The following is a 24,794-nucleotide window of genomic DNA, read 5'->3' as shown; positions in this document are numbered from 1 at the left end:
TTCTCCCAATTTCATCCGCTGAGAATGCAATATCACTCATATCATATGATAAACGTGATCATCAATTCTTCTATGTATGAATATGTACCCTCATTTACTGCTCCTTTTGTATACGAATAAAACTCGAAGAGCATATTCATTATATATCACATTGTTAATTCGTGCAAGAAATTTGCATACATCATGTGTATGTTGTATGTTGAGAATTCAGAATCAGCCGTTAGTTTTGTGAGGGATATGCAGCTATGGGCTGCCGGCTGGTGTTTGTATCCTATAACAACGCGTTTCTCTTCCTGTGAAGTGCACATGTCTTATCCGCACATACTCCTGTGCAAACTCGCCTGCGGCTCAGACATGCACCCGTATGTGCTGACAATGTGCACTTCATAACGGAAGCTTCGCTAATGTTGTTATAGGATACAAACACCAGCCAGACAGATCATACCTGCATATCCATTCACTTTTGTACAATAGCTAATTCTGAATATTAAGCTTATATTTTTATATAATAAAAACGAATACCCATTATAATGTGGCATGAGCATTAAGTCATTATAACAGGTATCCGTCTTATAATTGTAATCTTTTACGATTATCATTTTTTTTATTTCGCCACCACATGCGCGGTCACTGTCGCAGACCGTGTAGTATCCGTAACTGATATCTGAAGAGTTGCCTGATAGGTTACTCCATTTTTCTCTGCGATACCGGTTAATGTATAATTGCCAACCGGCAGATAAAGATACTCACCTTTTCCTCTCAAAGTTCCATCTGTTTCTTCCCATTCTCCAAAAGATGAGGCACTTAATGCTGTATTATCTGATGCAACCGTGATCTGATATAACGGAAGCACGATCTGGTAATTATTGCTTGTCGATGTACTTACCGTATAATTTTCAAGATATTTTTCTACCCCTCCGGTTTTATTTACCACTCTTATGTCGTAATTGCCTTCCGGGACATCAAAATATACCGTTCCGGTACTACTATTGTACTTTCCAATCTCTTTTCTCAGATCAATGGAATATGCCCGATCCATCCACTTGGACTTGATATAACAACAAAAGGTATCTGAAACTGTATTCTTGATCTTATGACCATCCAGATCCACAAATGTTCCTTTCACACGGATTCCCTTTTCTATAACAAACGTCACGGTACAGTATGTAAAGATAGCAGAATTTTTCTTGTCTGTGATCTTTACTTTCATAGTATAAGTTCCCGCCTGCCTGGTATCTATCGTACCATAAGCATAAAATCCATCCGGTGTCAGTTCCATGCAGTCTGCCTTCGAAACAACTTCATATGTGTAAGTACTGCTTCCGCCTCGTGGTAAAATTTGTGCATCAGATTTGGATGTATACGCACCATCCGGTTTACCGGCTGCTGCATCCGGATTCTGTAAATAGCCATATTGTATAATGTCTTCTGCAACGATCGTCTGAGCATCCCATACCTTCCAGGTGACCGTATGATGTATCTTATTTCCAAGTTCATCTACTACATCGATCTTTGTTGTATAAATCCCACTTGCAGTAAATACGCCGGTAAATTCAAGATAATTTGAAGCACTGCCTTTCTGTACCTCTTTATAAGAAACGCCCGGTGGCAGTTCACCAACTGTAAAAACAGCAAGTCCCGATATATTCGGTTTATAATAGGTTATATCCTTCTTTGTATTGAATCCGTCGCCCTTTGCAAATATCTTTACTTCACCGGTCGTTATTTCATCGGCAGCTTTTCGATATACCGCTTCTTTACTGGTCTTCAATTTTGGAACAGATACCTGAACCATATTACTGTTAAAGAGCACATCCTGTCTGTTCAAATGAATCCGATATGTGATCTGATCTGTTGTTGTCACACTGTCAAGTACGCATTTTCTAACATAATTACCATATCCGTTCACCTTGCTGGATACTGTAAAATCCGACGCACTTAATGCCTGTTCTGCGCTTAACACCACCTGAATATCTGCATTTCCAAGGATCGTCAGGCTATTGATCACGACCGGTTCGGTTGGAGTCGGTGTTACAGGTGTAGGGTCATTTGCCGGTTTTACGGTCTTTTTCTTTACCGTGATCTTACAGGTTGCCTTCTTACCGGAACCATCCTTTGCTATTGCAGTGATCGTAACCATACCTGCTTTCTTTGCTTTTACAATACCTTTACTGCTTACCGTTGCTATTTTTGTATTGGATGACTTCCATACGACTGCCCTGCTGCTTGCTTTCTTCGGTGTGACCGTTGCCTTTAAGGTCTGCTTTTTCCCGACTGTCATTGTCGACTTGGTCTTGTTCAGCTTCACCTTGGTAACCGGTGTTCCGACCGTTACTGTGATCGTGCATTTTTTCTTCTTATCTGCCTTTGAGATCACATAGATCTTTGCTGTTCCTTTTTTCTTTGCTGTGATCTTACCTTTTGCATTCACAGCCACAACCTTTTTGTTGCTTGTCTTATAAGTAACCTTCTTTGAAATTTTTCCGGTTACTGTTACCTTTGGTTTTAAGGTAAATGTTTTCCCTTTTTTCAGTGTCAGCTGCTTTGCCGGAAGATTGGATACCGCTACCTTTGTTACCTTACCCCCTGCCGCATAACTTTCTGTCTGTGGAATAGTAAGAATGGATACTGCCACTGCAGCTGCGATCACCCATGCAAGTATTCTTCTTACCGGCGAATTCTTTCGTCTTTCTTTCATTTATACTCTTGTCTCCTTCCATGTTTCTCCTGACTCATGTAACATCCAAATTCATATCTTATTCTTTAACATAAGCATATGCCGTTGTATTGCTGCCATTCACGGTTATGTCCACATAAAAGACATATTTTGTGCCATTCACCGTACCGGTACAGCTTAGATGATAAATTCCGTTTGGAAGGTATTGTGTTGTTCCTTCATTGTAATATTTCGATCCGGCTACATCGTGCCAGGTAGCGAATTTCGTAAATCTCTGCACTTCTTCCGGCGCATTTGGGTCCATCTCAATCTTGATCTTATAAACAGGAAGTGTAACATCAAACATCATCTCCAGATCCGTATCCGTCGATGTCTGCCCTTCTTTTCTTGGTAATGCTGTCAGACTATAAATACTCTTGCTTACAGACCCGCTTCGATCGGATATCGTGATATCATATATGCCGCTTTCCAAACCTTCATCGTAAAACGTACCATCATATTTTTTGGTACTGAGATTATAAGTGCTATACCTTACTCCGCTTATCGTATTTGAATATTCCGCATATTTATTCTTATTAATTATTGAATAACAGTACTGCTCTATCGGATCTCCATTCGCATCCCTTACAATTCCCCGGATATAATAAGCATCCACGATTGTAAAAGTAAGTGTTCCCGTTCCTGTCTTTGTCGCATCATTCTTATCTGTGACACGAATACGGATCTTATATACCCCTGAGGCAATCCCGGTTGCATTAATATTGATCTTATCTAAATCAGCTACAATCTTACAGTTATTCAGAATCGCACTGTCACTTTCTGCTCTTATGATCTCATATGTATAAGAACCGCTTCCTCCATATGCATACACCGGCGTAAATAAACTACTCCAATTAGTATTTAATGCCCCTTCTTCTTTATCACATACGATCAGATTGTTCTCGTCATATATGATCCAACGGATTGTCAAACGATATTTACTGCCAATCTCATCTTCGTAAACCAGAACGCTGTTATACACCCCGGCCTTTCTCGGTGATCCTGAAAATTCCATCACCTGTTTCGTTGCCTCTGTTGTGACCTCATATTGAATACCGGCAGGAAGACCGCTGATCGAATAATTCGCATAACCTGTTCCCAGTCTCTGTCTTGTATCTTTTACTGTAGCCCCTACTTTATATGATAATGTTACAGAATTTTCGATATTATATGTCTCTTCCATATATACGCACTCTTTTGACAACTGTAATTTCGGTATCTCTACCTTAATATAAAGACCTTTGCCAAATACCATATCTCCCGTGATATACACCTTGTAAGTAATGGAATCCGTTGTCGTTACCTGACTTACTGTATATTTCTTCAGATAATCTGCATTTTCATATCGTTTTGCCCATACATTAAAATCTGCTGCCGTAAGTGCTGTTGCCTTCGTAAAGGTAACCTCCATCATATCCGCTTGCACTATCTTCATGCTTTTGATATCAAGTGGGGTTTCCGGTGTTGGCTCCTCCTGTTTCGGATCGTCCGGTTTTGGATTCACCGTTTCCGTTTTCTTCACTGTGATCTTACAGACTGCTTTCTTACCGGAGCCATCCTTTGCTGTTGCTGTGATCTTAACCATTCCGGCCTTCTTTGCCTTTACAACACCTTTGCTCGTAACGGTTGCAATCTTGGTATTCGAGCTTTTCCAAATGATTCCTTTATTGCTTGGTTTCTTCGGTGAAAGAGTTGTCTTTAATGTCAGTGATTTACCGACATTTAAGTTTGCCTTTGTCTTATTCAGTTTCACCTTTGTAACAGGCGTTCCGACTGTTACCTTGATCTTACAGGTCTTTTTCTTATCTGCTTTAGAGTAAACGGTGATCGTAGCTGTTCCCTTTTTCTTCGCTGTGATCTTACCTTTTGCATTAACAGTAGCAACTTTCTTGTTACTGGTCTTATAGGTAACTGCTTTTGATACCTTTTTACCGGAAACGCTTACTTTTGTTTTCAGCGTAAATGACTTACCCTTTTTGAGTGTCAGCTGTTTTGCCGGCAGGTTTGTAACCGCTACAGATTTTACTTTACCGGTTGCCGCACTTACTTCCGCATCCGGAACAGTAAGTATGGACACTGCTACTGCTGCCGCAAGCACAACTGCCAGAATACGTTTTAGCATTGACATTTTCGTATGTTTTTTCATAAAATAGTCTCCCCTTTTATTTATTGAGCCACTACATGGGCGGTTACCATTGCAGCCCGTGTAGTATCCGTAACTGATATCTTAAGAGTTGCCTGATAAGTCACACCATCTTTCTCCGCGGTACCGGTCAGTGTATAATTACCAACCGCCAGATAGAGGTATCCGCCTTTGCCCTGTACAACTCCATTCTCATCCGTCCACTCTCCCATCTGGCTAAGATCTGCAAAATCCGTATTATCCGATACGACAGTCTGCTGATATACAGGAAGAGCAAACGTAACTTCATTCGTAGCTGCAGCACTTACATAGTAATCACTTGCATAGGCTCCTGTTCCGCCTCTTTCATCCTCAATCGAGATATCATAGACTCCTTCCGGTACATAGCTGTACATTGCCATTCCATCGCTAATCTCCCCGACCTCTCGTGCATAGCTGATATCACTGTATGAATTATCCTTCCACTGGGATTCAAGTCTGCACAAATAAGTATCTATACCGGTATATTTGATCTTATTCCCATCCAGATCGGTAGCTGTAATCTGGAGCAGGACTCCCGGTTTTATAATAAAGGTCACTGTGCAGTATGTGAAAACATTGACATTCAGACTGTCAGTGATCTTTACCTTCATGGTATATTCACCAGCTTGATCTGTATCAATCGAACAATACTGTACTCCGGTTTTTGACATCACCAAATCCAGACAATCTGCTTTTGACACAACTTCATATTTGTAATTGCCACTTCCACCAATAGGACTTATCTGTGCTCCATACTTTACTGTATAAGTTCTATTTGGTTTGTTTGGAGTTGGAAAACTCAGACATCCATATTTTGTAACATCCTGTGCTATGACTGCCCTTTCATCATATACTTTCCATACCTTGATATAATGAATCTTATTTCCCAATTCATCTACGACATCAACCTTTGTCTCCCAGATTCCTGTCTCTTTCAAGGTACCATAAAACTGCAGATAACCGGATTGGTCTGCGTCATCTACCACCTTATACGAAAGACCGGTTGGAAGATTGCTTACTGTATATACTGCATAGCCCTGTACATCCGGATCATAAACTCCTGAAGTATCTGAGGAACTGGTCCCTACCACTGTTCCTTTCTTACGTCGTACTTCCGATCTTATTGTTATCTCTGTCGGCTTTGTCCGATATGTCAGTTCTTTTGTACTGTTTAATGTCGGAACAGAAACCTGAACAATATCTCCATTATAAAAAATATCCTGTTTGTCCAGATAAAGCTTATATGTAATGTTATCTGTTGTTTCCAGATGATCGATCACACATTTTCTTACAAAGCTTCCGTATCCATATACCTTACTGGATACCGCGAAATCCGATGTCTGTAATACTTTTGCTTTATTTAATGTCACCTGAAGCACTGCTTTATTCACAATACTCACGTTCTGGATCACAACCGGTACTTCCGGAACAACCGGAGTCACCGCCGCTTTCTTCACAGTGATCCTACAGGCTGCTTTCTTACCGGAACCATCCTTTGCTGTCGCTGTGATCGTAACGGTTCCCGCTTTCTTTGCCTTTACGACACCTTTGCTTGTAACGGTTGCAACCTTGGTATTTGAACTTTTCCAAATGATTCCTTTATTGCTTGGTTTCTTTGGTGAAAGGGTTGTCTTTAAGGTCAGTGATTTACCAACATTTAAGTTTGCCTTTGTCTTATTTAACTTCACCTTGGTAACCGGGGTACCGACCGTAACCGTGATCGTACATTTTTTCTTCTTATCTGCTTTGGAAATAACATAGATCCTGGCGGTTCCTTTTTTCTTCGCTGTGATCTTCCCCTTGGTATTTACAGTCACGATCTTTTTATTGCTTGTTTTAAATGTGACTTTCTTTGATATCTTACCGGTCGTTGTTACCTTCGTCTTTAATGTAAAAGTTTTGCCCTTTTTCAATGTAAGCTGCTTTGCCGGCAGATTCGTAACCGCTACGGTTTTGATCTTACCACTGGCTGCATAGCTCTCTGTCTGTGGAACAGTCAGAATGGATACTGCAACTGCTATTGCTATCACCCATGCCAGAAATCTTCTCACAGACAAAATATTTCGTCTTTCTTTCATCTATACTCTCCTTCTGTTGATTCCCTTATCTGTTCTCATCCGAATCTTATTCCTTGACATATGCATATGCGGTCGTATTGCTTCCATTCACCGTCACATCCAGATAAAAATTATAAATTACACCACTTATACTCTTTCGACAGGTTAAATGATGAGTTCCATTTTCCAGATAAACGGTTTTGGTCGATCCATAATAACTTCCATCCGAAACATCCTGCCAATTGCCAAAACCGGTTATATTTTTCACTGCATCCGGCACATCCGGGTCCAGCTCTATAGTAACCTTATATACCGGGAGTGTGACATCAAATGACCAGACCGGATGCACATCATCTGTTCCATATGCCGCTTTCTGAGTCTTCAGATTATAAACAGTAGTACCTACTGTTCCACTATAACTGGATACCGCAACATCATAAGTACCAGCTTCCAGATCATCCATTAAAATGACTCCATCCTTACTAACACCATTCCATCTGCCGCTTACCTCATCCGTATACTCGGCATATTCATTTTGGTTCTTCATAGTGAATTGAAAACTGGTCAGTGGATCGCCATTTGCATCTTTTACTTTACCCTGTAAATAACCGCCTTCTATAATTTTTAGTGTAAGAGTTCCTGTGCTTGTCATAGAAGTGTCTGTCTTATCTGTTGCACGGATACGAAGCTTGTAGGTTCCGGTTGACAGTTTTGGGGATGATACCTGTATCCCAGCTCCACCGTTGATAAGTGAAGAAACTGCTAATGCAGCGCTGTCACTGCCTTCTTGTAGAAGCTCATATGTGTAATCACTTGTAGAAGTTCCGTTTCCGCCATATACCGCAAGCTGTGGAAGCGTAGTTCCCCACGCAGTTGTCAGAACCTTTTCTGCATCCTTTACAAGCAATTCCGTTCCATCATAAACCAGCCAGATGATAGTCATACTGAATTTGTTACCAAGTTCATCTTCATAGACTAATTTGCTTGTATATTTTCCTTTCTTTGTCACATTACCGTTAAATTTAAGTGTACATGTGGCAGCAGCTGTCTTGATCTGATATCTAACCCCTGCCGGCAGTCCGCTGACAGAGCAATTGGAATAGCCCTTTCCAAGTACCCGGCTCTCATCGACGGAAGCTCCGAGTTTGTATACATATGTTTCTGATTTTTCTATCGTATAAGTTTTCTCCCGATAGATACATTCTCTTGACAGATTTAATTTTGGAACTACTACTTTTATATAGGAGTTTTTCTGTAACACCGAATCTCCTGTAAGCTTAATCTTATAAGTAAGCGAATCCGTTGTTGTTATCTGTCCGATCGTATACTGTTTCAGATAGTCTGCACTTTCATATTTCTTTGCCCATACCTGAAAGTCCGAAGCCGTGAGTGCTGCCTGCTTTGTTAATGTAATGGTTAACATATCCGGCTGTGCTATATTCAGGCTCTTAACGATCAGTGGTTCTTCCGGTGTCGGGATTGGTATGATCGAATCTGCTTTCTTCACTGTAATCTTACAGGTGGCTTTCTTACCGGAGCCGTCCTTTGCTGTTGCTGTGATCTTAACCGTTCCGGCTTTCTTTGCCTTTACAACACCTTTGCTCGTAATGGTTGCTATCTTGGTGTTTGAACTTTTCCAAATGATTCCCTTATTGCTTGGTTTCTTCGGTGAAAGGGTTGTCTTTAATGTCAATGATTTACCAACATTTAAATTCGCCTTTGTCTTATTCAGTTTCACCTTTGTAACAGGCGTTCCGACTGTTACCTTGATCTTACACGTCTTTTTCTTATCTGCTTTAGAGTAAATGGTGATCGTAGCGGTTCCTTTTTTCTTCGCCGTGATCTTACCCTTTGCATTAACAGTAGCAACTTTCTTGTTACTGGTCTTATAGGTAACTGCTTTTGATACCTTTTTACCGGAAACGCTTACTTTCGTTTTCAGAGTAAATGACTTACCCTTTTTGAGTGTAAGCTGTTTTGCCGGCAGGTTTGTGACTGCCACCGTTTTTACTTTGCCACCGGCTGCATACGATTCCTGTACCGGCACTGTCAGGATCGAGACAGCTACCGCAAATGCCAGAACCAAGGCAAAAAACCTTTTTATCATTGTTGTTCTTCCGTTTTTCATTCATACCTCCCTGTAAAAAAACTTGTTTTTTATGTAATTCTACGTCTTTTTCTGCTATATAGACATATAGCTTAATTATATCTGACGCCCTACATAAAAACAAGGTAACACATTCTATTTATACAAAATATCCAGTTGTTTTTGTGCAATTTTACACCAAATGAACGGCACTGCAGCAAGCACCGGATACACATTATAAATGACTTGCTGCGCTTTCGATCCGAAGTAAATGCCCTATATGTAAATACTCCTGTGCCAACTCGCCTACGGCTCAAACAGGCACTCGTATTTACAGGCAATTTACTTCTCTTGTCGAAATGCTCGCGGATGTCATCTTACAATGTGTATCCGGTGTTTGTTGTAGCGCCTGTTAATTTCTATATAAAATATATAAGCTCCAAATCTTTAAATTTAATCTCACTTATTTATTTTCCGTTGTGACATATCACAACTTGTAATTACATCACGAAGGCAATCATAATTACACCTGCTGGGCTTTATAACATAAAAATATGATGCCCTTTATAATATGACATTTGCGAGCATTTCGACTGAAAAAGCACATTGTCAGTAAATACGGGTGCCTGTTTGAGCCGAAGGCGAGTTGGCACAGGAGTATTTACAAATAAGACATGTGCTTTGAGTCGAAAGCGCAGCAAGTCATTTATAGAGGGCATCATATTTATGTCATAGACCCAGCAGGTGTATTCCTACTTATCTTCGGCAATTGTTATTACAAGCTGGGATACGTCGTAGCCGGTTTTTCTGGTTACGATGTCTTCCACCTGTGCCCGTTCTGTATCGGACAGTGTTGCAACAGGAAGTGTAACATCGACGGTATCATCATTTACGGTTACGATGCAGTCGGTATAGCCTTTTGCTGTCAGGACGGTTTCTGCATCTGTTTCTTTCTCGATCGTATCGGTAAGTTTTACATAGCTGTTTACTGCTTCATCTTTTGCTGCACTGTCCATCGTTTCATCATTGATGATCGCAAGCAATGCTTCTTTGCTTCTTGCGCGGCTCTGCTCCCGGTTCAGCTTTGCAGTCGCAAGATTACTTTTCATGGTTTGAGCACTTGTAAGAACAGCTTCTCCGATATCCTCCTCATCACTGTTCAGTTCTACATTTTCTTCAAGAGCTGCCTGTTCCAGATATGTAGTATCGGTATTCTCTGATGCAGCTTCTCCCACTTCTGTATTGTCAGAAGTGCCCATCGTTTCTTTGTCGGCCTGATCTGTAAGTCCATCTTCCGCAGCATCCGCTTTATCGTTGTCATAGCTGATAACTTCGGCATCCGCATTTGTCTCCTTTGCCTTTTGGCGCAACAGGTCGTCTCTTTTCCCTGCATTGAAATTCAGATAGCCTGCAACTCCGATCATAACCGACAGGGCAAGTATCACCAGACGGTTTTTCTTAAAGATCTTTTTCTTCATCCATATCCTCCATGCTTTATTCTTGTTCTAATACAACTATCTTATGCGCCGGAACATCAAATAATGCCTGAACCGCTTCGGTAATTTTCATCGCAACAGTCGGATCGGAAGCACCTGTACAGCTGACCAGAACGCCTTCAATCTCCGGCTCCAGTGTTTTGCTCACATAGGGATATTCGCCGCTGTCTGCATTTGTCATAACAGAAGTCTCACTCCTGCTCTTCTGACTGCTGCCATCTGACTCACTATCGGACTTCGTCACATCTTTTTCTATGATCTTCTCGCCTCCATCTTTTAATGTGATCATGACACTTACCGTTCCAACGCCCTTCACCTGAGACAATATCCCCCGCAGCTTCTCCTCCTGAAATGCTATATAATCTTCATAACTGCTGTTTGCCGATAAGGTCGCATCCGCACTTCCCTGTCCATTGTCCGAAGCAGACTCTCCATTCTGTTGTTTTCCGGTCACTCCACCGGACGTTTTATCCTGCTTCGTTCCGGTTAAAGCATCAAGTCCGGAAAATCCGTTTTCCTTATCAGACGGCCAGAGAATGACCAGCAGACAAATACCTGCAAGCAAAATTCCCAAGCACTTTCGAAGCGCCGCATTTTTGTCTTTTTTCAGTTCCTGCAGCTTTTGTTTGATGTTATTCCATATTCCTTCCATGCTCTCTCACTCCATTATATGTAACATGTCCACTTTTAGTACATGTTATTTTGCCTGATATCCATCTACAAATACTTTGATCCTGTCCTCACTGATCTTATACTCTTTTGCGATCTCCTGACGGAGATTTGCCGCATCCACGATTGTATCTGCTGCACTGTCTGATGTTGTAGAGACAACATCAACCTCAACCGCTGTGATCGTGTAATTCTCATCAAAGGTGATCGCTACCTTGCTGTCCAGTTGGAATGTATCGCGCAAATGATCTTTGATCATCGTCTCCATGACATCTGTATAATATGTGACATCTCCATTTCCTGGTGCCCCTGCAACGGATTCATAATAATAGTCAAAGCTCAAAATATCATTTAACCCTCCCGCACTTAATACAGGCGTCAGAACTATGATCGCCAGTACAAAACCAACCGCCGTCTGCATGTATTTCCTGTATTTCTCATCCGGAAGCAAGAAAAATACCAGAGAAGAAAACAATATAAAAAGCACGATATTTTTTATCCAAGCTAACAACATCCAGCACTCCTTTCCACCAATTTCTGAAAAACGATTATGCATGTCCCCGGATGGACATGCATAACCAGCTTTTCACCTCGCAAGCAACGTCATGAGTGTGAGGGAGATGATAAATAAAAAGGAAGCACACCAGATGCCACGCAGCATCAGTCCGATGGTCTGTGCCATAATGTTAATGCCGTCGGAAAACCGTTTATCTCCCAAGGGCTGCACAAATGCAGATACGATACGGAGAGTCAGATAGATCACTGCGATCTTGGTAACCGGCAGAAGCACCGCCAGCAATACGACGACTGCACCCGCAATCCCAATCGCATTTTTTAAAACCATCCCCGAACCGAGCAGGATATCCGAAACATTCTTAACTGTATTTCCACCCGGCAGCATACCGAAAGCTTTTAAGACGGCATTTCTCTCCAGCTTATCCACTGATGGAACGATCAGTCCCTTTATCACATTCATTCCGGTTACGACTGCAAACATGGTTTTCAGGATCCATCCTGCAATATTCCTTAATAACGTAACCGTCCTTGAAAAATGATCCTCGGCATTTAACTTATTCACAAGTCCGACCACGCCACTGCATTTGGTAAGCGGAAATACGATCTGAACGATCACCTTCTCGCACAGGAAAATGATCAGCACCGTGATCTGATAGGTAAATTCCGCCGTGCCTGCACCATTTGTATAGGAGACAGCCAACGTATAAGCAGGTATAAAGGTGATCATCAGATCCGTAAGATCCGAGACTGCCGACACCGCTATATCGGAAACGACCGCAAACATTCCGAGCAGGATGGATACCACCATCAGATAGGTGACGAAGAAGCCGTTTCCACCTACCATCTTTCCAAACTTTCCGGACAGGTTCGTGAACACCGAACCAAGAATGACAACGGCAAGAAGCTGAAGGAGCAGGCGGTTATTGCTTTTTATCTCCCCTGTAAGTGTCTGCTGTATTGTTTCCAGACTGTAGTCAAGAAGCCCCTGAAGGTCTCCGTTTCGGATATAGGATACGACCTCCCGAAAAGAGAGTCCTGCCTGTTCTTCTGTCAACATGTCCATTTCGTCAAAAGCGTTTTCATCAAGTCCCAGATCCGTCTCATCAACATCCGATATATCTGTATCCACATCTGCCATTTTCATATCCGATCTTCGATATCCAGCAAACTCTCCCGGTTCGGTATTTATAAGTTCTGGGACAAACCCGGGTGATCTTCCATTACCCGATTCCTGCATAGCAAACGTTTTCTGCTTCTTCCCGGCAAATAACACCACTGCGATTAAGATCAGTCCTGCCACAATGCCTGCTATAATCATTTTCGCTTTTTGTCCTCTCATAGTTCTACCCCATCAGACGAACAACCATATCGATCACATGGAACAAGATCGGCAAACTCATCACCACCATTGTCACCCGTCCGGCAAGCTCAATATGCGAAGCGATCGCTCCATAGCCTGCATCCTTACAGATATTTGTCGCAAATTCACAGATATAGGAAATGCCAAGCATCTTAAGCAGGATTGATATATACTCCATATTGATATTGATGTACCCGGTGATGCGGTCGATGGAATCCAGTACATTTCCAAGTCTTCCTATGATAAAGCTGACAATAAATAAACACGCTCCAATACTTAAGAGCGTGCTGTATTCTGCATTCATTTTCTTTAGTTTTATCGCTACTAAAACGACCAGAACCGATGCCATACATACCGTAACAAGACTCATGCCTTTTCTCCCCTATCCACCGATATTTACAAGCTTCATAATGTCATTAAAGAATTCTACGATATATGGAATGATCCACGAAAGTACAAGGATAAGTCCTGCCAGATTCAGCAGGAATGCCAGCTCGTCCTTCCCCGAATGCTTTAATATCTGATTCAACAGTGCTACAAGGATTCCTACCGCACCTATTTTCAATAATAACTGTATCGTCATAAGCTCCTGCCACCCTTACCCTATCAGTATTATCAAAAAGATCCCTCCGAGTAATCCAAGTGACCTGGATACTTTATTTATCCTGTGTGCTCTGTCCTTTTGTTCTTCATACTCTGTCTGCATGTTCTGCTCCCACAGCTTCAGATTCCTGATCTGCATATCGATATCCATATAACACAGCCATTTCCCAAGCTCTTTTACCGCACCGATCTGTGCATCCGTCAGATAGCTGTATTCCATCAGACTTCCGATACTGCCTGTCCAGATCTGCTCAAAAGAAGAAGCATATTCTTCCGTCCGAAACTGCAAAGCCAGCCCGGCAAGCCAGTCTCCGATCCTTCCCCCTGCTTTATCCGATCCTTCCCGAATGATCTCGGTGATCTCCGATGCACTGTATGCCAGATGCCCATTTGCCATCCGGACAAATATCAGAAGCTCGTAGATATCTTCCACGCGCCGGTTCTGATAAACTCCTATCGTCTTTCCTATCCCATAGGAAGCTGTGACCACCAGAAGCATTCCAAGAATCTTTATATATAACATATGTACGCCTCCCTGCACTTATGACAGTTCTGCTACAGCCGCTTCATTTTCATATGCCGATGTCAGACGTTCATCCTCTGCCATAAAGAGAACACTTCCCCGATCGTCAAATATCGTCCGGATCTCTCCTGTCCGTTTGCGATTGCTCAGCACGATATATCGTTCAAATACCCTCTCATCGACCAGCTTCCGTAGTCCCGGACGATTCCTGATATCATCAATGGAATTGCCATGTACGGTTGCGATCAGCTTACAGCCGCAGTTGATCACGCTGTAGATCGCATCGATATCATCGCGGCTGCCAATCTCATCCACCGCTATGATCTGCGGTGACATCGAACGGATCAGCATCAGCATTCCATATGATTTTGGACAACAGTCAAGAATATCCGTCCGTATGCCGATATCATTTTGTGGTACGCCTTTATAACAGGCTCCGATCTCAGATCGTTCATCTACGACACCGATAGTATTTCCTTTGAATCCTGGAAATCCATCCGACAACATCCGGATCATATCTCTAAGAAGTGTGGTTTTGCCACATCGCGGTGGGGAAATGATCAGTGTATGAAATGTCTCATTTCCATTTATTATGTACGGAAGAACCTTCTTACAGCATCCCTTAACCTGATGTGACAAACGGATATTGATAAATGATATATGTCTGACACTCTTGATCATTCCAGATTCCAGAATGACTTTTCCTGCAAGCCCTACACGATGTCCCCCTTGAATCGTTATAAATCCCTGCCGGATCTCATCCTCATATGCATAGAGTGAATAGTTACTGATATATTCCAGCGTTTCCCTTATATCGGCAGGTGCTACCATATATGCTTTCTTACATTCTGTGGTTCGCTTTCCCTTCTCCGTCACAAAATATTCCCGATTATCATAGATCACGATCAAGGGTTCATTCATCCTAAGCCTTATCTCCTGAAGCTTGTTATAATCATATATCTCACTCGAAAATATTCTCCTTAACGCTACGGATAATATCTTCAATATTTCATTCTCTCTGCTTTTTTCCAAACCGATTCACCTCATGCATATGTCATCTGTAACCATTTTCACCTGTCAGTTCCATCATCTGCCAATACTCGAAAAGCATCTGCTTTTCTGATATGATCTGATACCTAAAGTAGGATGTTACACACTTCTGATAGTTATAATGTATGCATGACAAATGAAATTTAGAACAAAAAAATACCACATTTCTTTCTGAATTTTCAGAGTGAAATGTGGCATCAAAACTCGATGTGCAGATCTTGGACATGAAGCCCTCACAATGGATCGGCACCATGATCGTACATCCCTCGCAGCCCTGTGCAAAGCTTCGATCTGCTCGCTTCAGGCACCCTTTTTGTAATTTTCTTCTACTTCTTTTCCTGTCGTGCCAAGGTCGTTGACCCTGCCGGGTCTGCTCTCACGCACACCGGAATATTGAACGTTTGCCATGTTTGCTACCTCTCTTTAATTATTGGACATTTGTAACTATATCTATATCACAATGATTAATCACCTTTGACATTACCAACCAGGGGACGCTTCCGCTCGTTGAGTCCTGCAGCGGTACTAAGATGCTGCTTGCGCACCACCTAAGAACCGGCGGACTCAAATGCCCCTGTTTTGGTAAGTCAAGATGCTTAATCATTATCTGCTCCATGGATTTCGCAAATGTCTATCATATATTAAATGACGTACTGGTCTACCATCAGGTTGTTCTGCCAATCGACGAGATCGTCTAATGTGATGCCCTCTAATACATCCTGTATTGCCTGATCGAGTTTCTCCCAGATCAGTACGCTGACACACATACTTCTGTTTTCGCAGTAGGCTGCGTTATCGCCTACGCAGTCTGCCGGTGTCAGACTTCCTTCTACCGTTTCTAATATCTGCCTCACCGTATAATTCTCCGGTGAAGCATATAACATGTATCCTCCACGCGCTCCACGGACACTTTTTACCAGTGATGCCTTATTTAATATTGCAACGATCTGCTCCAGATATTTGTCTGAAATATGCTGTCTTCTTGCAATATCCTTTATCTTAACCGGCTCACCATTATAATAGGTGGCCAGATCCAACATCAGTTTTATCGCATATCTTCCTTTTGTTGATATCTTCATCTTGACCTCCCTGTCGTTGTTATCTGATTCAAATGATTCCATACTTCTATACATCATCTGAATCTCATCTATTTTTTCTGCAAACATGATAAATTCTCGTTTGTATTATAGTACACAATTTCTATAGGATTTATCAAGTACAAAATTATTTTTTATGGCGATCTATCCGGTTGTAATAAAATATTATCTGCTTTAATGCATCTTCCACTGAATAATCCACGTCAAATGCTGCATTTTCTCATTGTCACAAAGAAAAGGCAGCTGTCTTATGCATGTAGACAACTGCCTTGCTCACTTATCATAATCTCAATCTATCGTCTATCATGCATATGAAAAATAAACCGTATTCATCCATACAGTCTGACAACAGCAACAACACATTCCCATATCATATTTTCTGTTTATCTTACTGTTTTCATATGTCATGATCGAACCTCCTATGTCTTAATCTCTACTTATCTCATAGGTTTAATACGTTTTAACTTTATGAGCTGATTATATATTACCAATATCTTCCCATCAATACATTTTCTCAATAATTTTTAAACTCAGCCAATTATTTTAAATAAAAAAGACTTTGTCGAAACAACTCATATCCTGAAAACTATTCTTCAGAAATTATCTTGTTCCCGGCAAAGCCTTTTCCTTTTTACTATTTAATTCATGTGTTCTTTGTTATTGATCGCTTCTTTCGAATTTTCTGCCGGTTTACTGGAAGAATCCGGCATCAGCGGACTTATTATAGATTCCATAACATCCAAGCGTAGTTGCATCAGTAGAACGAGTCTGCCACCAGGACAAGAATCCGTCAGGCAATTCTGAGACAGGTGCATCCGGAGTATAGAAATAAATCTCTGTTCCGCTGTCCATGCCGGATGGCTCTCCTTCTTTATAACGGATACCATCTTCTATTCGGTCTGCTTCTTTATCGATAACAACGCTGTCAAGCGTCATAGAATATGTATAATCATTTACTTTTTTGATATTTGCAAACTGTCCGCTGAAATTACAGAAATACACCGTTCCATTTGGATAATCATTCTCATCTCTTTCTCCCATTTCCGAATCGGAAAATGCTCCCGTAAATGATCCATCCTCAGATAACGTGAGCGTTGTACTCCACCCACCGGCTCCACTGCTAAATACCATATCCATCGGATAAGTACCCGGCAGAGATGACACATCTTCCGACTGTGCTTCCGTTGTAGAAGCTTCAGCCTTTGTTGTACCGGTATCTTCTTCAGAAGAAGCCGCCTCTGTTGTCTGTGCCTCAGTCTCGGCTTCTGTGCTGACTGCCTCTGTTGTCTGGGCTTCTGTCTTCTCTGTTGTTACTTCGGTTGATACCTCCGTTGTTCCTTTCGTCTTTTCTGTCGACTTTGATCTTTCACCATTACATCCAGCCAGCAAACCGGCTGCAAGCGTTGCTGCAAGTACTGCTGTCACGATTTTTCCTGATTGCGTTATATTCTTTCTCATGTTTAAAATCCTCCTGCATTCATTTATAAATACATTTCCGGAATTCTTATTGCGACTCTCATCACAATGCCTTTCCTCGGCTGTTTTCGAATACAAAAAGTATATGCTTGTCATCCCGTTTTGTCAGCTTAATTATTCGTTATAGATGTTGCATTTCGTTTACGATTATTACGGTTCTTTAACCAATCTTTGAACTCCGGCAGGGTCTTTCTTCCGGCTTCCGTAACCGGCTTCACCCATTTGCCTGATCTGGTATAAACAAGCTCGATTGCCAGACGCACCAGCTCATCCGTATATACAAATGAGAATACCGCAAGGAAAGGCAGATGTAAGACCATGCCTGCGATCCATGTCGCCGGAACGCTGACCAGGAATAAACCGCCAATCTCCACATAGGTTCCGACTCTCGTCTCACCTGCTGCCCGATATCCCTCATTCATAATATAGTTACAGGTTCGAACGGCACCGAAAAACAGGTAAATATATAACATATACATGCCATACCGAAGTGCCTGATCACCCAGTCCAAATAAGCCAAACAGCGGTTCATGCAATAACGCACAGATCAGCACAATCCCGAAAGTAACTGCCGGACAGAATAATGCCGACCGCTTCATAAACCGGTATGCTCCCTTATGGTCACCGGCGCCGACAGACTGTCCGATCACAACACTGGTGGCATTTGACAAACCACCGAAGAATGCATAGACAAAGCCCTCGCAGACACGGAACGCCGCCATAGCCGCAATCGCGGATTCATTCTGATGTCCGATCACAATATTGATCAGCATTTGTCCTACTCCATAAAACAGTTCATTGCAAAGGATCGGAAATGCATTTGACAGATATACTTTGATAAATCCGCCATGGAATAAGAACATCTGACTCAGACGAATCCGCACCTTGCATTCTGAACGCATCAGATAGATAAACAGCAGTAATAAATTGATGATTGCAGATGCAAGTGTTCCGACTGCTGCACCGGCTGCACCCATTTTCGGTGCGCCGAATTTACCGTATATCAATACAAAGTTCAAACAGAAATTCACTACCAATCCTACGATGGAACAGATAAGCGGCGCTTTCACCCGCTCTGTTGACCGTAGCAGGAAGCTGATAAGTACAGCAAATACCTGAAGCGGATATGCCCATCCGACGATCCGCATATACGGCTTTCCGATCCGGATAAATACTTCTTTATCTGTATATACCCCCAATAAGAATTCCGGTCTGATAATACACAGAGATGCAAATGCAAATCCCACGATTGCCATACAGATGAAAGTGATACCGAATGTACGGTTAATTCCCTTTTCATCATCCGCTCCCCAGTACTGGGAAAAGAACAGGATCGACGCACTGGCGAAGCCCCAGTAGCAGCTAAAGAACAGTGAGCTGATCTGCGAACAGATACCAACTGCTGCCACACACGACTCTCCCAGTCTTCCGATCATGATCGTATCTACCATACTGGCTGTTGTAGTTAATAAATTCTGTAATGCGATAGGAAATGCAATCGTTAGCATCACATACAGAAAGGATTTTTTGTTTTTCATATTTCATTTATCACGTTTATGAAACCTTGATCGTTACCTTTTTCGTTTTGCTCCTATATACAGAGGTGCCCTTTGCTTTAACCGTAACGGTATAGGTTCCTCGTGGTGTTCCCTTCTTTACTGTTACGCGTCCCTTTTTTGTAACAGTAATATATTTTTTTGCTTTTTTAGCAACGGAATACGTTACCTTTCCCTTAGCTTTCTTAACACCAACTGTAAAGGTATGCTTACTTCCCAGTTTTCCGGTTGCTTTTTTCACCTTATATTTTTTAGAGGTGACATTTAATTTCATTGTGTTTGATTTCTTGATCACAAGTTTTGCGACATTGGATCTGGCCGTGTTGCTGTTTTTCGTTGCCTTTGCAACTGCCACTACATAATAAGTTCCAACTTTATATGGATATGATGCCAGTTTCTTTTTACACTTAGCATCTGAATAATACCGATATGCGATTGCTCCTGCTTTTCCTTTTACAACAGCAGCATCTATCTTCTTTTTCTTTCCCGTATAGGTGACAGTTTTATTTTTCAGTTTCAGGACAGGTGTGGTTTTCGCAGACTGATCCGATTTTTTATTTTCTTTTACAGTTAAAGTAATCGACGCCTGATAATATCCTGTCTTACCTGTAATCTTTACCTTACCACTTCCTACAAATGAAATTTTTCCATTTGAGTCTATGGTGGCAACACTCTTTTTGTCCGATGTCCATGTTATATTGCTGCTTGTAAATGGACAATAGATCTCAAATCCCGGGTTTATCAGCATCATTTTCGCATTCATGTGCTTCCCAACTACATAGGAATCTGCGTCTGTCTGTATTTTAAATTTATATAAATAAGTCTCAGCATCTCCCCACATTATGCCTGCAGTGGTAACCGCCTCTGTAAATTCGCCTTTGGGGATATTGACACTCTGTATTACCATCCGGTCTTCCTGTTTAACTGCTTCCTGTGTCACCTTTGATCCAAAGCATTGTACCCATGTATAAGTTCCATTAATATAAAAACATCCAACACCTATGGAAGTATAATCTTCATCTAAAATATTTTCTCTATGACCTGTTGAATTCATCCAACTATCCATTACAGATTCAGACGTTGTCTGATTGATTGCTATATTTTCTGCTATCATATTCTTATCTGCCGAAAAACAGGATGCTCCATCCGGTCTGGTATGAGAGAATAATACAGCCTGATCGCCCGCTCTAACCATAGCAGTTTCCAAAAGACCCGTATCCATAGTCAATGCAGGTAATCCATTTTTTGCTCTTTCTTCATTCACCTTCGTCAATACTTCAAATGCTTTTGTATAGTCACGTTTTCCGGTAATCCGTATGGTCTCCACATATCGAAGTCCATTTGCGCCGAATTTGACCAGATCCTTATTCTCGCAATTTATGATAACAGTTGAAGAAAATGCATTCTCATCAACAAATTGCGTTGAAGCCGGAAGTGTTATCGACTGAAGAGACGGGCAATTTGCAAATGCTTGACGATATATAATCTTTACGTTTGGAAGGTATACATCCGTCAGTGAATAGCACTGTGCAAAATCAGCATAAGCTATTGATTCCAGTCCTAATCCACGGAATGTCTTAAGGTTACTGCAGCTGTTAAATACCGACCCTCCCCATTCCTTCATCGTCGCAGGAAGCGTTATTTCAGTCAATCCCGAACATCCTAAAAATGTCCGCATTCCAAGTGTTGTTAATCCGCCAAAATCAATAGAGCTTATATTTTCACACTCTTCAAACATAGAATAAGAACTCTCTTTTAATCCACTGCCAAATTTTACGGCTGTGAGCATATTACATTGCTCAAATGCAAAATAACCGACTTCGCTGATCTTATCTGAAATCGTCAATGTTCCCGATAACTGAGAACGATAGAATGCTCCTTCCCCCAGCGTAGTTACATTTGCAAAGTCTACTGAATTTAAACCTCTTACATTATAAAATGCATATGCTCCAATCTCCTTTACATTTGCCGGTATCGCAAAGGTTCCGACTCTGCTTTGGAACGGATACATAACAAGCACTGTTCCATCCTTTGAATATACAATACCATTCTGTGCAATATAGGATGGATTTCCCACTGCAACTGTATAACTCTCTATCGTGGTATTTCCGAAAAACACTAATGGTGAAATAGATGTGATACCTGCAGGTATTTCATATGTTACAGCACTTGTTCCCTGGAACGCATAAGATTCCAGGCTTGTGGCACCCGGCGTTACAATCTTTGTTACAGCCGAACAATCACAATATGCACCACTGCCAACTGTATTCACACCAGATGGCAATACAATCTCTGTCAGTCCATAGCACTCATAAAAGGCGGCATCTCCGATCTTTGTCAATGTATCCGGATAACTTACCGATGTAATCGATGACATCTGTAAAAAATTCCGGTTTCCTATACCTGTAATACCTCTCTGGATTATAACTTTCTCAACATTGAATGTAATCCATGGTGCTTTATTTGATGAATCAGCATCCGGCATATCGCCACTTCCTGATATCGTAAGCGTGGTACCGGAAAGGCTCCATGATATATTCCCCCATGTTCCGCTCTGTGTTGTACTGTCAGTGCTATACATAGCTATATCATAATCAGAATACAACTCCGGTCCCGAACTATTTTCTTCTATTTTTACATATCCTGCTGCCGGCTCCTGATCCGCCTCTGTCTCAGCTATAATATTCGATGTCTGTTGCTCTGCATGAACAAGCTTAACCGGAGTCCAAAGCATTCCGCATATGGCTCCGATTCCTAATGCTATTGTAAATTTAAATCTGTAATTTCTCATTTTTCTCCTCCCATATTCATATATTATTCATAACTATACTGTATCTTTAAAATGTTGTTTTGTCTATAGAAATAATCCCATTTTTCTCCATTTATCCGTATGCTCTGTTTTTTCATATGATCACTGGCGTAAAAATTCTCGTTCTACCCGTGTTATTTTAAAAAACAATTTATATAGCATTCTGTTCGTGTTTTTTGTTTTTACTATTGTCTTATTTAAAATAGAATGATAATGTAATATACAGAAAGCACGGTATATCTTTCATTAATCCGATTATATCGGGTCATTTTCTTTTGTTACTATAAATAACATTTTGTCAAGGAGTACATTATGAAGAAATTATCTACTGCGCAGCTTGCAGATACTACTATAAGACTACGCAAACAACAGCATATGACTCAGGCACAGCTTGCTGCCGAAACCGGAATCAACCGTTCCTTAGTTTCACGTATGGAGAAGCAGGATTTTATGCCATCGATCGAGCAATTAGAAGCTCTGGGCGATGTGTTACACTTCGATATCACAGAATTATTCATCAGCGACCTACCTGTGAAATATCCTTCTCCATCACCATTAAAGATCGCAATCGCCGGAACTGGCTATGTCGGATTGTCCATCGCCACGCTGCTTGCACAGCACAATCATGTGACCGCTGTTGACATTATCCCTGAAAAAGTAGACATGATAAACAGACACCAATCCCCAATCCAGGACGAATATATCGAAAAATATCTGGCTGAAAAAGACTTGGATCTGACTGCCACAACCGATGGAGCTATGGCGTATAAAGATGCAGACTTCGTTGTGATCGCAGCTCCGACCAACTATGACAGCACAAGAAATTATTTTGATACATCTGCTGTAGAATCAGTGATCGAGCTCGTTCTGGACGTCAATCCCGATGCCATCATGGTTATCAAATCCACGATCCCGGTAGGCTACACAGAATCTGTCCGAAAAAAATATCACACCAGAAATATCCTGTTCAGCCCGGAATTTCTCAGGGAATCAAAGGCTTTATATGACAATCTGTACCCAAGCCGTATCATTGTATCTACGGATAAGAATGACATCCGTCTGATCGAGGCTGCCCATACATTTGCCGCCCTCTTACAGGAAGGCGCCATAAAAGAAAATATTGAAACGCTATTCATGGGATTTACCGAAGCAGAAGCCGTAAAATTATTTGCAAACACCTATCTGGCTCTCCGCGTATCCTACTTCAACGAACTTGATACCTATGCAGAGACCAAAGGGCTAAACACCAGGGACATCATAAATGGTGTCTGTCTCGATCCCCGAATCGGCAGTCATTACAACAATCCATCCTTTGGCTACGGTGGTTACTGTCTGCCAAAAGATACAAAACAGCTTCTTGCAAATTACAATGATGTTCCACAGAATATGATGAGTGCGATCGTAGAAAGCAACCGCACCAGAAAAGATTTTATTGCAGACCGTGTTCTGAATCTTGCCGGATATTATGACTATAACTATAATGGAAATTATTCCGCAAACCGCGAAAAAGAATGTATTATCGGCGTATACCGACTGACAATGAAAAGCAACTCTGATAATTTCCGTCAGAGCAGCATACAGGGTGTCATGAAACGAATCAAGGCCAAAGGAGCAACCGTCATCGTCTACGAACCGACACTGGAGAACGGAACAACCTTCTTCGGAAGCAAGGTAGTAAATGACTTAAATGCTTTTAAATCCATGTCGCAGGCGATCATCGCCAATCGGTATAATTCTGATCTTGACGATGTCCAGGCAAAGGTCTACACCAGAGATTTATTCGAACGGGATTGATGGAGGTGAAGTGCTGCTTCAGTTCTGCTTCACATTCTTTTACAGACTGGTCGTCTGGTCATGTGAGTGCGGAATTGAGCAGCTAATTCTAATGTAGTGTGATATAAGTTGTTGAATATTTTGGTGTTTGGTTGCAGGGATGATCTTTGTTTTTCTACTTTTTATAAATCTTCTGCCTTATATAAGGTATAACCTTCATAATAATAACTATGGTCTATGCCCTTCATATATACTTCTCTATCATCGATCCTGGCTGTCAAAGCCTGTTTTAAGATATACTTTATCTCAATATCTTTAATTGGACTTCTCTCCATCGCCAGCAAATAATCTTCTTTATCGACTGTACTCCAATCAATAACCTTTTTCAGTTCTCTCTTTAGAATTAAATCCAGCCATATTCGTGTGCTTCGTCCATTTCCTTCTCGAAATGGATGCGCAATGTTCATCTCTACATATTTTTCTATAATCTCATCAAATGTTGACTGTGGCATCTTATCAACATTTTCTATTGCTGCCTGCAAATACATAACCGGCGCAAATCTAAAATTACCTTTTGCAATATTTACATTTCTTATTTTGCCTGCAAAATCATATATTTCATCAAATAAATATCTATGAATTGCCGCCAACATCTGAAAAGATCCAACTTCATATGCATCCAGATATCCATTTTCAAATAATTCTACGGCTTTTTTCTTGCTAATCTTTTCTTCCATTCTGGCCAGTTCTGTAGAATCTGTAATATTAAGTTTATTTTCTAAAGCCATAAGATATCCTTTCCTGTTATATATAACCCATGTAAATTCTATAAAACATCTTATT

The 24,794-nt window shown here is 41.3% G+C and carries 18 protein-coding genes; 1 reads left to right on the top strand and 17 read right to left on the bottom strand.

Annotated elements, in window-relative coordinates:
* Window positions 1-604 precede the first annotated feature (604 nt).
* From GT641_RS01015 to GT641_RS00940, 16 genes are all read right to left on the bottom strand, one after another.
* Window positions 605-2,698 carry an Ig-like domain-containing protein gene (locus GT641_RS01015; protein WP_161116621.1) on the bottom strand — a complete coding sequence of 698 codons (2,094 nt, stop codon included), beginning with the start codon at window positions 2,696-2,698 and terminating at the stop codon, window positions 605-607.
* A 58-nt stretch (window positions 2,699-2,756) separates the two neighbouring features.
* The gene (locus tag GT641_RS01010) at window positions 2,757-4,862 is read right to left on the bottom strand and encodes an Ig-like domain-containing protein (RefSeq protein ID WP_161116620.1); all 2,106 of its coding nucleotides are present in this window, start codon (window positions 4,860-4,862) and stop codon (window positions 2,757-2,759) included.
* A gap of 20 nt (window positions 4,863-4,882) precedes the next feature.
* Window positions 4,883-6,958, bottom strand: coding sequence for an Ig-like domain-containing protein (locus tag GT641_RS01005; RefSeq protein WP_161116619.1), 2,076 nt, complete (start codon window positions 6,956-6,958; stop codon window positions 4,883-4,885).
* A 46-nt stretch (window positions 6,959-7,004) separates the two neighbouring features.
* A complete protein-coding gene (locus tag GT641_RS01000) occupies window positions 7,005-9,065 on the bottom strand; it encodes an Ig-like domain-containing protein (protein ID WP_161116618.1) in 2,061 nt (686 codons plus the stop codon).
* Between the two features lie 710 nt (window positions 9,066-9,775).
* Window positions 9,776-10,501: a SpoIIIAH-like family protein gene (locus GT641_RS00995; RefSeq protein WP_161116617.1), complete on the bottom strand. Its 726-nt coding sequence runs from the start codon at window positions 10,499-10,501 to the stop codon at window positions 9,776-9,778.
* Window positions 10,502-10,517: 16 nt separating this feature from the next.
* Window positions 10,518-11,171 carry a hypothetical protein gene (locus tag GT641_RS00990; protein ID WP_161116616.1) on the bottom strand — a complete coding sequence of 218 codons (654 nt, stop codon included), beginning with the start codon at window positions 11,169-11,171 and terminating at the stop codon, window positions 10,518-10,520.
* Between the two features lie 45 nt (window positions 11,172-11,216).
* A complete protein-coding gene (locus tag GT641_RS00985) occupies window positions 11,217-11,702 on the bottom strand; it encodes a stage III sporulation protein AF (protein WP_161116615.1) in 486 nt (161 codons plus the stop codon).
* Between the two features lie 72 nt (window positions 11,703-11,774).
* Window positions 11,775-13,043 carry a stage III sporulation protein AE gene (locus GT641_RS00980; RefSeq protein WP_161116614.1) on the bottom strand — a complete coding sequence of 423 codons (1,269 nt, stop codon included), beginning with the start codon at window positions 13,041-13,043 and terminating at the stop codon, window positions 11,775-11,777.
* Between the two features lie 4 nt (window positions 13,044-13,047).
* The gene (locus tag GT641_RS00975) at window positions 13,048-13,434 is read right to left on the bottom strand and encodes a SpoIIIAC/SpoIIIAD family protein (protein ID WP_021944766.1); all 387 of its coding nucleotides are present in this window, start codon (window positions 13,432-13,434) and stop codon (window positions 13,048-13,050) included.
* 12 nt (window positions 13,435-13,446) lie between these two features.
* Window positions 13,447-13,647 (bottom strand): stage III sporulation protein AC, encoded by a 201-nt coding sequence (gene spoIIIAC / locus GT641_RS00970; protein ID WP_008401466.1) that lies wholly within the window; start codon window positions 13,645-13,647, stop codon window positions 13,447-13,449.
* 15 nt (window positions 13,648-13,662) lie between these two features.
* The gene (locus GT641_RS00965; RefSeq protein ID WP_044945296.1) at window positions 13,663-14,190 is read right to left on the bottom strand and encodes a stage III sporulation protein AB; all 528 of its coding nucleotides are present in this window, start codon (window positions 14,188-14,190) and stop codon (window positions 13,663-13,665) included.
* Window positions 14,191-14,208: 18 nt separating this feature from the next.
* Window positions 14,209-15,222: a stage III sporulation protein AA gene (spoIIIAA, locus tag GT641_RS00960; RefSeq protein WP_008401464.1), complete on the bottom strand. Its 1,014-nt coding sequence runs from the start codon at window positions 15,220-15,222 to the stop codon at window positions 14,209-14,211.
* 659 nt (window positions 15,223-15,881) lie between these two features.
* Window positions 15,882-16,319, bottom strand: coding sequence for an Rrf2 family transcriptional regulator (locus GT641_RS00955; protein ID WP_161116666.1), 438 nt, complete (start codon window positions 16,317-16,319; stop codon window positions 15,882-15,884).
* A gap of 708 nt (window positions 16,320-17,027) precedes the next feature.
* Entirely contained in the window at window positions 17,028-17,795 is a 768-nt protein-coding gene (locus tag GT641_RS00950; RefSeq protein ID WP_161116613.1) for a hypothetical protein, read from the bottom strand.
* A gap of 128 nt (window positions 17,796-17,923) precedes the next feature.
* A complete protein-coding gene (locus GT641_RS00945) occupies window positions 17,924-19,351 on the bottom strand; it encodes an MATE family efflux transporter (protein ID WP_119963191.1) in 1,428 nt (475 codons plus the stop codon).
* 16 nt (window positions 19,352-19,367) lie between these two features.
* Window positions 19,368-22,160: a leucine-rich repeat protein gene (locus tag GT641_RS00940; protein WP_161116612.1), complete on the bottom strand. Its 2,793-nt coding sequence runs from the start codon at window positions 22,158-22,160 to the stop codon at window positions 19,368-19,370.
* 330 nt (window positions 22,161-22,490) lie between these two features.
* Here GT641_RS00940 and GT641_RS00935 point away from each other — a divergent pair, with 330 nt between their 5' ends.
* Window positions 22,491-23,972 (top strand): nucleotide sugar dehydrogenase, encoded by a 1,482-nt coding sequence (locus GT641_RS00935; RefSeq protein ID WP_161116611.1) that lies wholly within the window; start codon window positions 22,491-22,493, stop codon window positions 23,970-23,972.
* Window positions 23,973-24,133: 161 nt separating this feature from the next.
* Here GT641_RS00935 and GT641_RS00930 read toward each other — a convergent pair whose 3' ends face one another.
* Window positions 24,134-24,739, bottom strand: a complete 606-nt coding sequence (locus GT641_RS00930) for a Fic family protein (RefSeq protein ID WP_119963194.1) — start codon at window positions 24,737-24,739, stop codon at window positions 24,134-24,136.
* Window positions 24,740-24,794 lie beyond the last annotated feature (55 nt).

It is taken from the genome of Clostridium sp. BIOML-A1 (assembly GCF_009874105.1).
Classification (GTDB): Bacteria; Bacillota; Clostridia; order Lachnospirales; family Lachnospiraceae; genus Coprococcus.
The sequence above is the reverse complement of the archived record's forward strand: the minus strand, read 5'-3'. Positions and strand labels throughout refer to the sequence as shown.

Bases quoted from the DNA above. Each gene is read 5' to 3' on its own strand.
- GT641_RS01015 (WP_161116621.1), bottom strand. From the start codon at position 2,698: ATGAAAGAAAGACGAAAGAATTCGCCGGTAAGAAGAATACTTGCATGG.
- GT641_RS01010 (WP_161116620.1), bottom strand. From the start codon at position 4,862: ATGAAAAAACATACGAAAATGTCAATGCTAAAACGTATTCTGGCAGTT.
- GT641_RS01005 (WP_161116619.1), bottom strand. From the start codon at position 6,958: ATGAAAGAAAGACGAAATATTTTGTCTGTGAGAAGATTTCTGGCATGG.
- GT641_RS01000 (WP_161116618.1), bottom strand. From the start codon at position 9,065: ATGAAAAACGGAAGAACAACAATGATAAAAAGGTTTTTTGCCTTGGTT.
- GT641_RS00995 (WP_161116617.1), bottom strand. From the start codon at position 10,501: ATGAAGAAAAAGATCTTTAAGAAAAACCGTCTGGTGATACTTGCCCTG.
- GT641_RS00990 (WP_161116616.1), bottom strand. From the start codon at position 11,171: ATGGAAGGAATATGGAATAACATCAAACAAAAGCTGCAGGAACTGAAA.
- GT641_RS00985 (WP_161116615.1), bottom strand. From the start codon at position 11,702: ATGTTGTTAGCTTGGATAAAAAATATCGTGCTTTTTATATTGTTTTCT.
- GT641_RS00980 (WP_161116614.1), bottom strand. From the start codon at position 13,043: ATGAGAGGACAAAAAGCGAAAATGATTATAGCAGGCATTGTGGCAGGA.
- GT641_RS00975 (WP_021944766.1), bottom strand. From the start codon at position 13,434: ATGAGTCTTGTTACGGTATGTATGGCATCGGTTCTGGTCGTTTTAGTA.
- spoIIIAC (WP_008401466.1), bottom strand. From the start codon at position 13,647: ATGACGATACAGTTATTATTGAAAATAGGTGCGGTAGGAATCCTTGTA.
- GT641_RS00965 (WP_044945296.1), bottom strand. From the start codon at position 14,190: ATGTTATATATAAAGATTCTTGGAATGCTTCTGGTGGTCACAGCTTCC.
- GT641_RS00955 (WP_161116666.1), bottom strand. From the start codon at position 16,319: ATGAAGATATCAACAAAAGGAAGATATGCGATAAAACTGATGTTGGAT.
- GT641_RS00950 (WP_161116613.1), bottom strand. From the start codon at position 17,795: ATGAGAAAGAATATAACGCAATCAGGAAAAATCGTGACAGCAGTACTT.
- GT641_RS00945 (WP_119963191.1), bottom strand. From the start codon at position 19,351: ATGAAAAACAAAAAATCCTTTCTGTATGTGATGCTAACGATTGCATTT.
- GT641_RS00940 (WP_161116612.1), bottom strand. From the start codon at position 22,160: ATGAGAAATTACAGATTTAAATTTACAATAGCATTAGGAATCGGAGCC.
- GT641_RS00935 (WP_161116611.1), top strand. From the start codon at position 22,491: ATGAAGAAATTATCTACTGCGCAGCTTGCAGATACTACTATAAGACTA.
- GT641_RS00930 (WP_119963194.1), bottom strand. From the start codon at position 24,739: ATGGCTTTAGAAAATAAACTTAATATTACAGATTCTACAGAACTGGCC.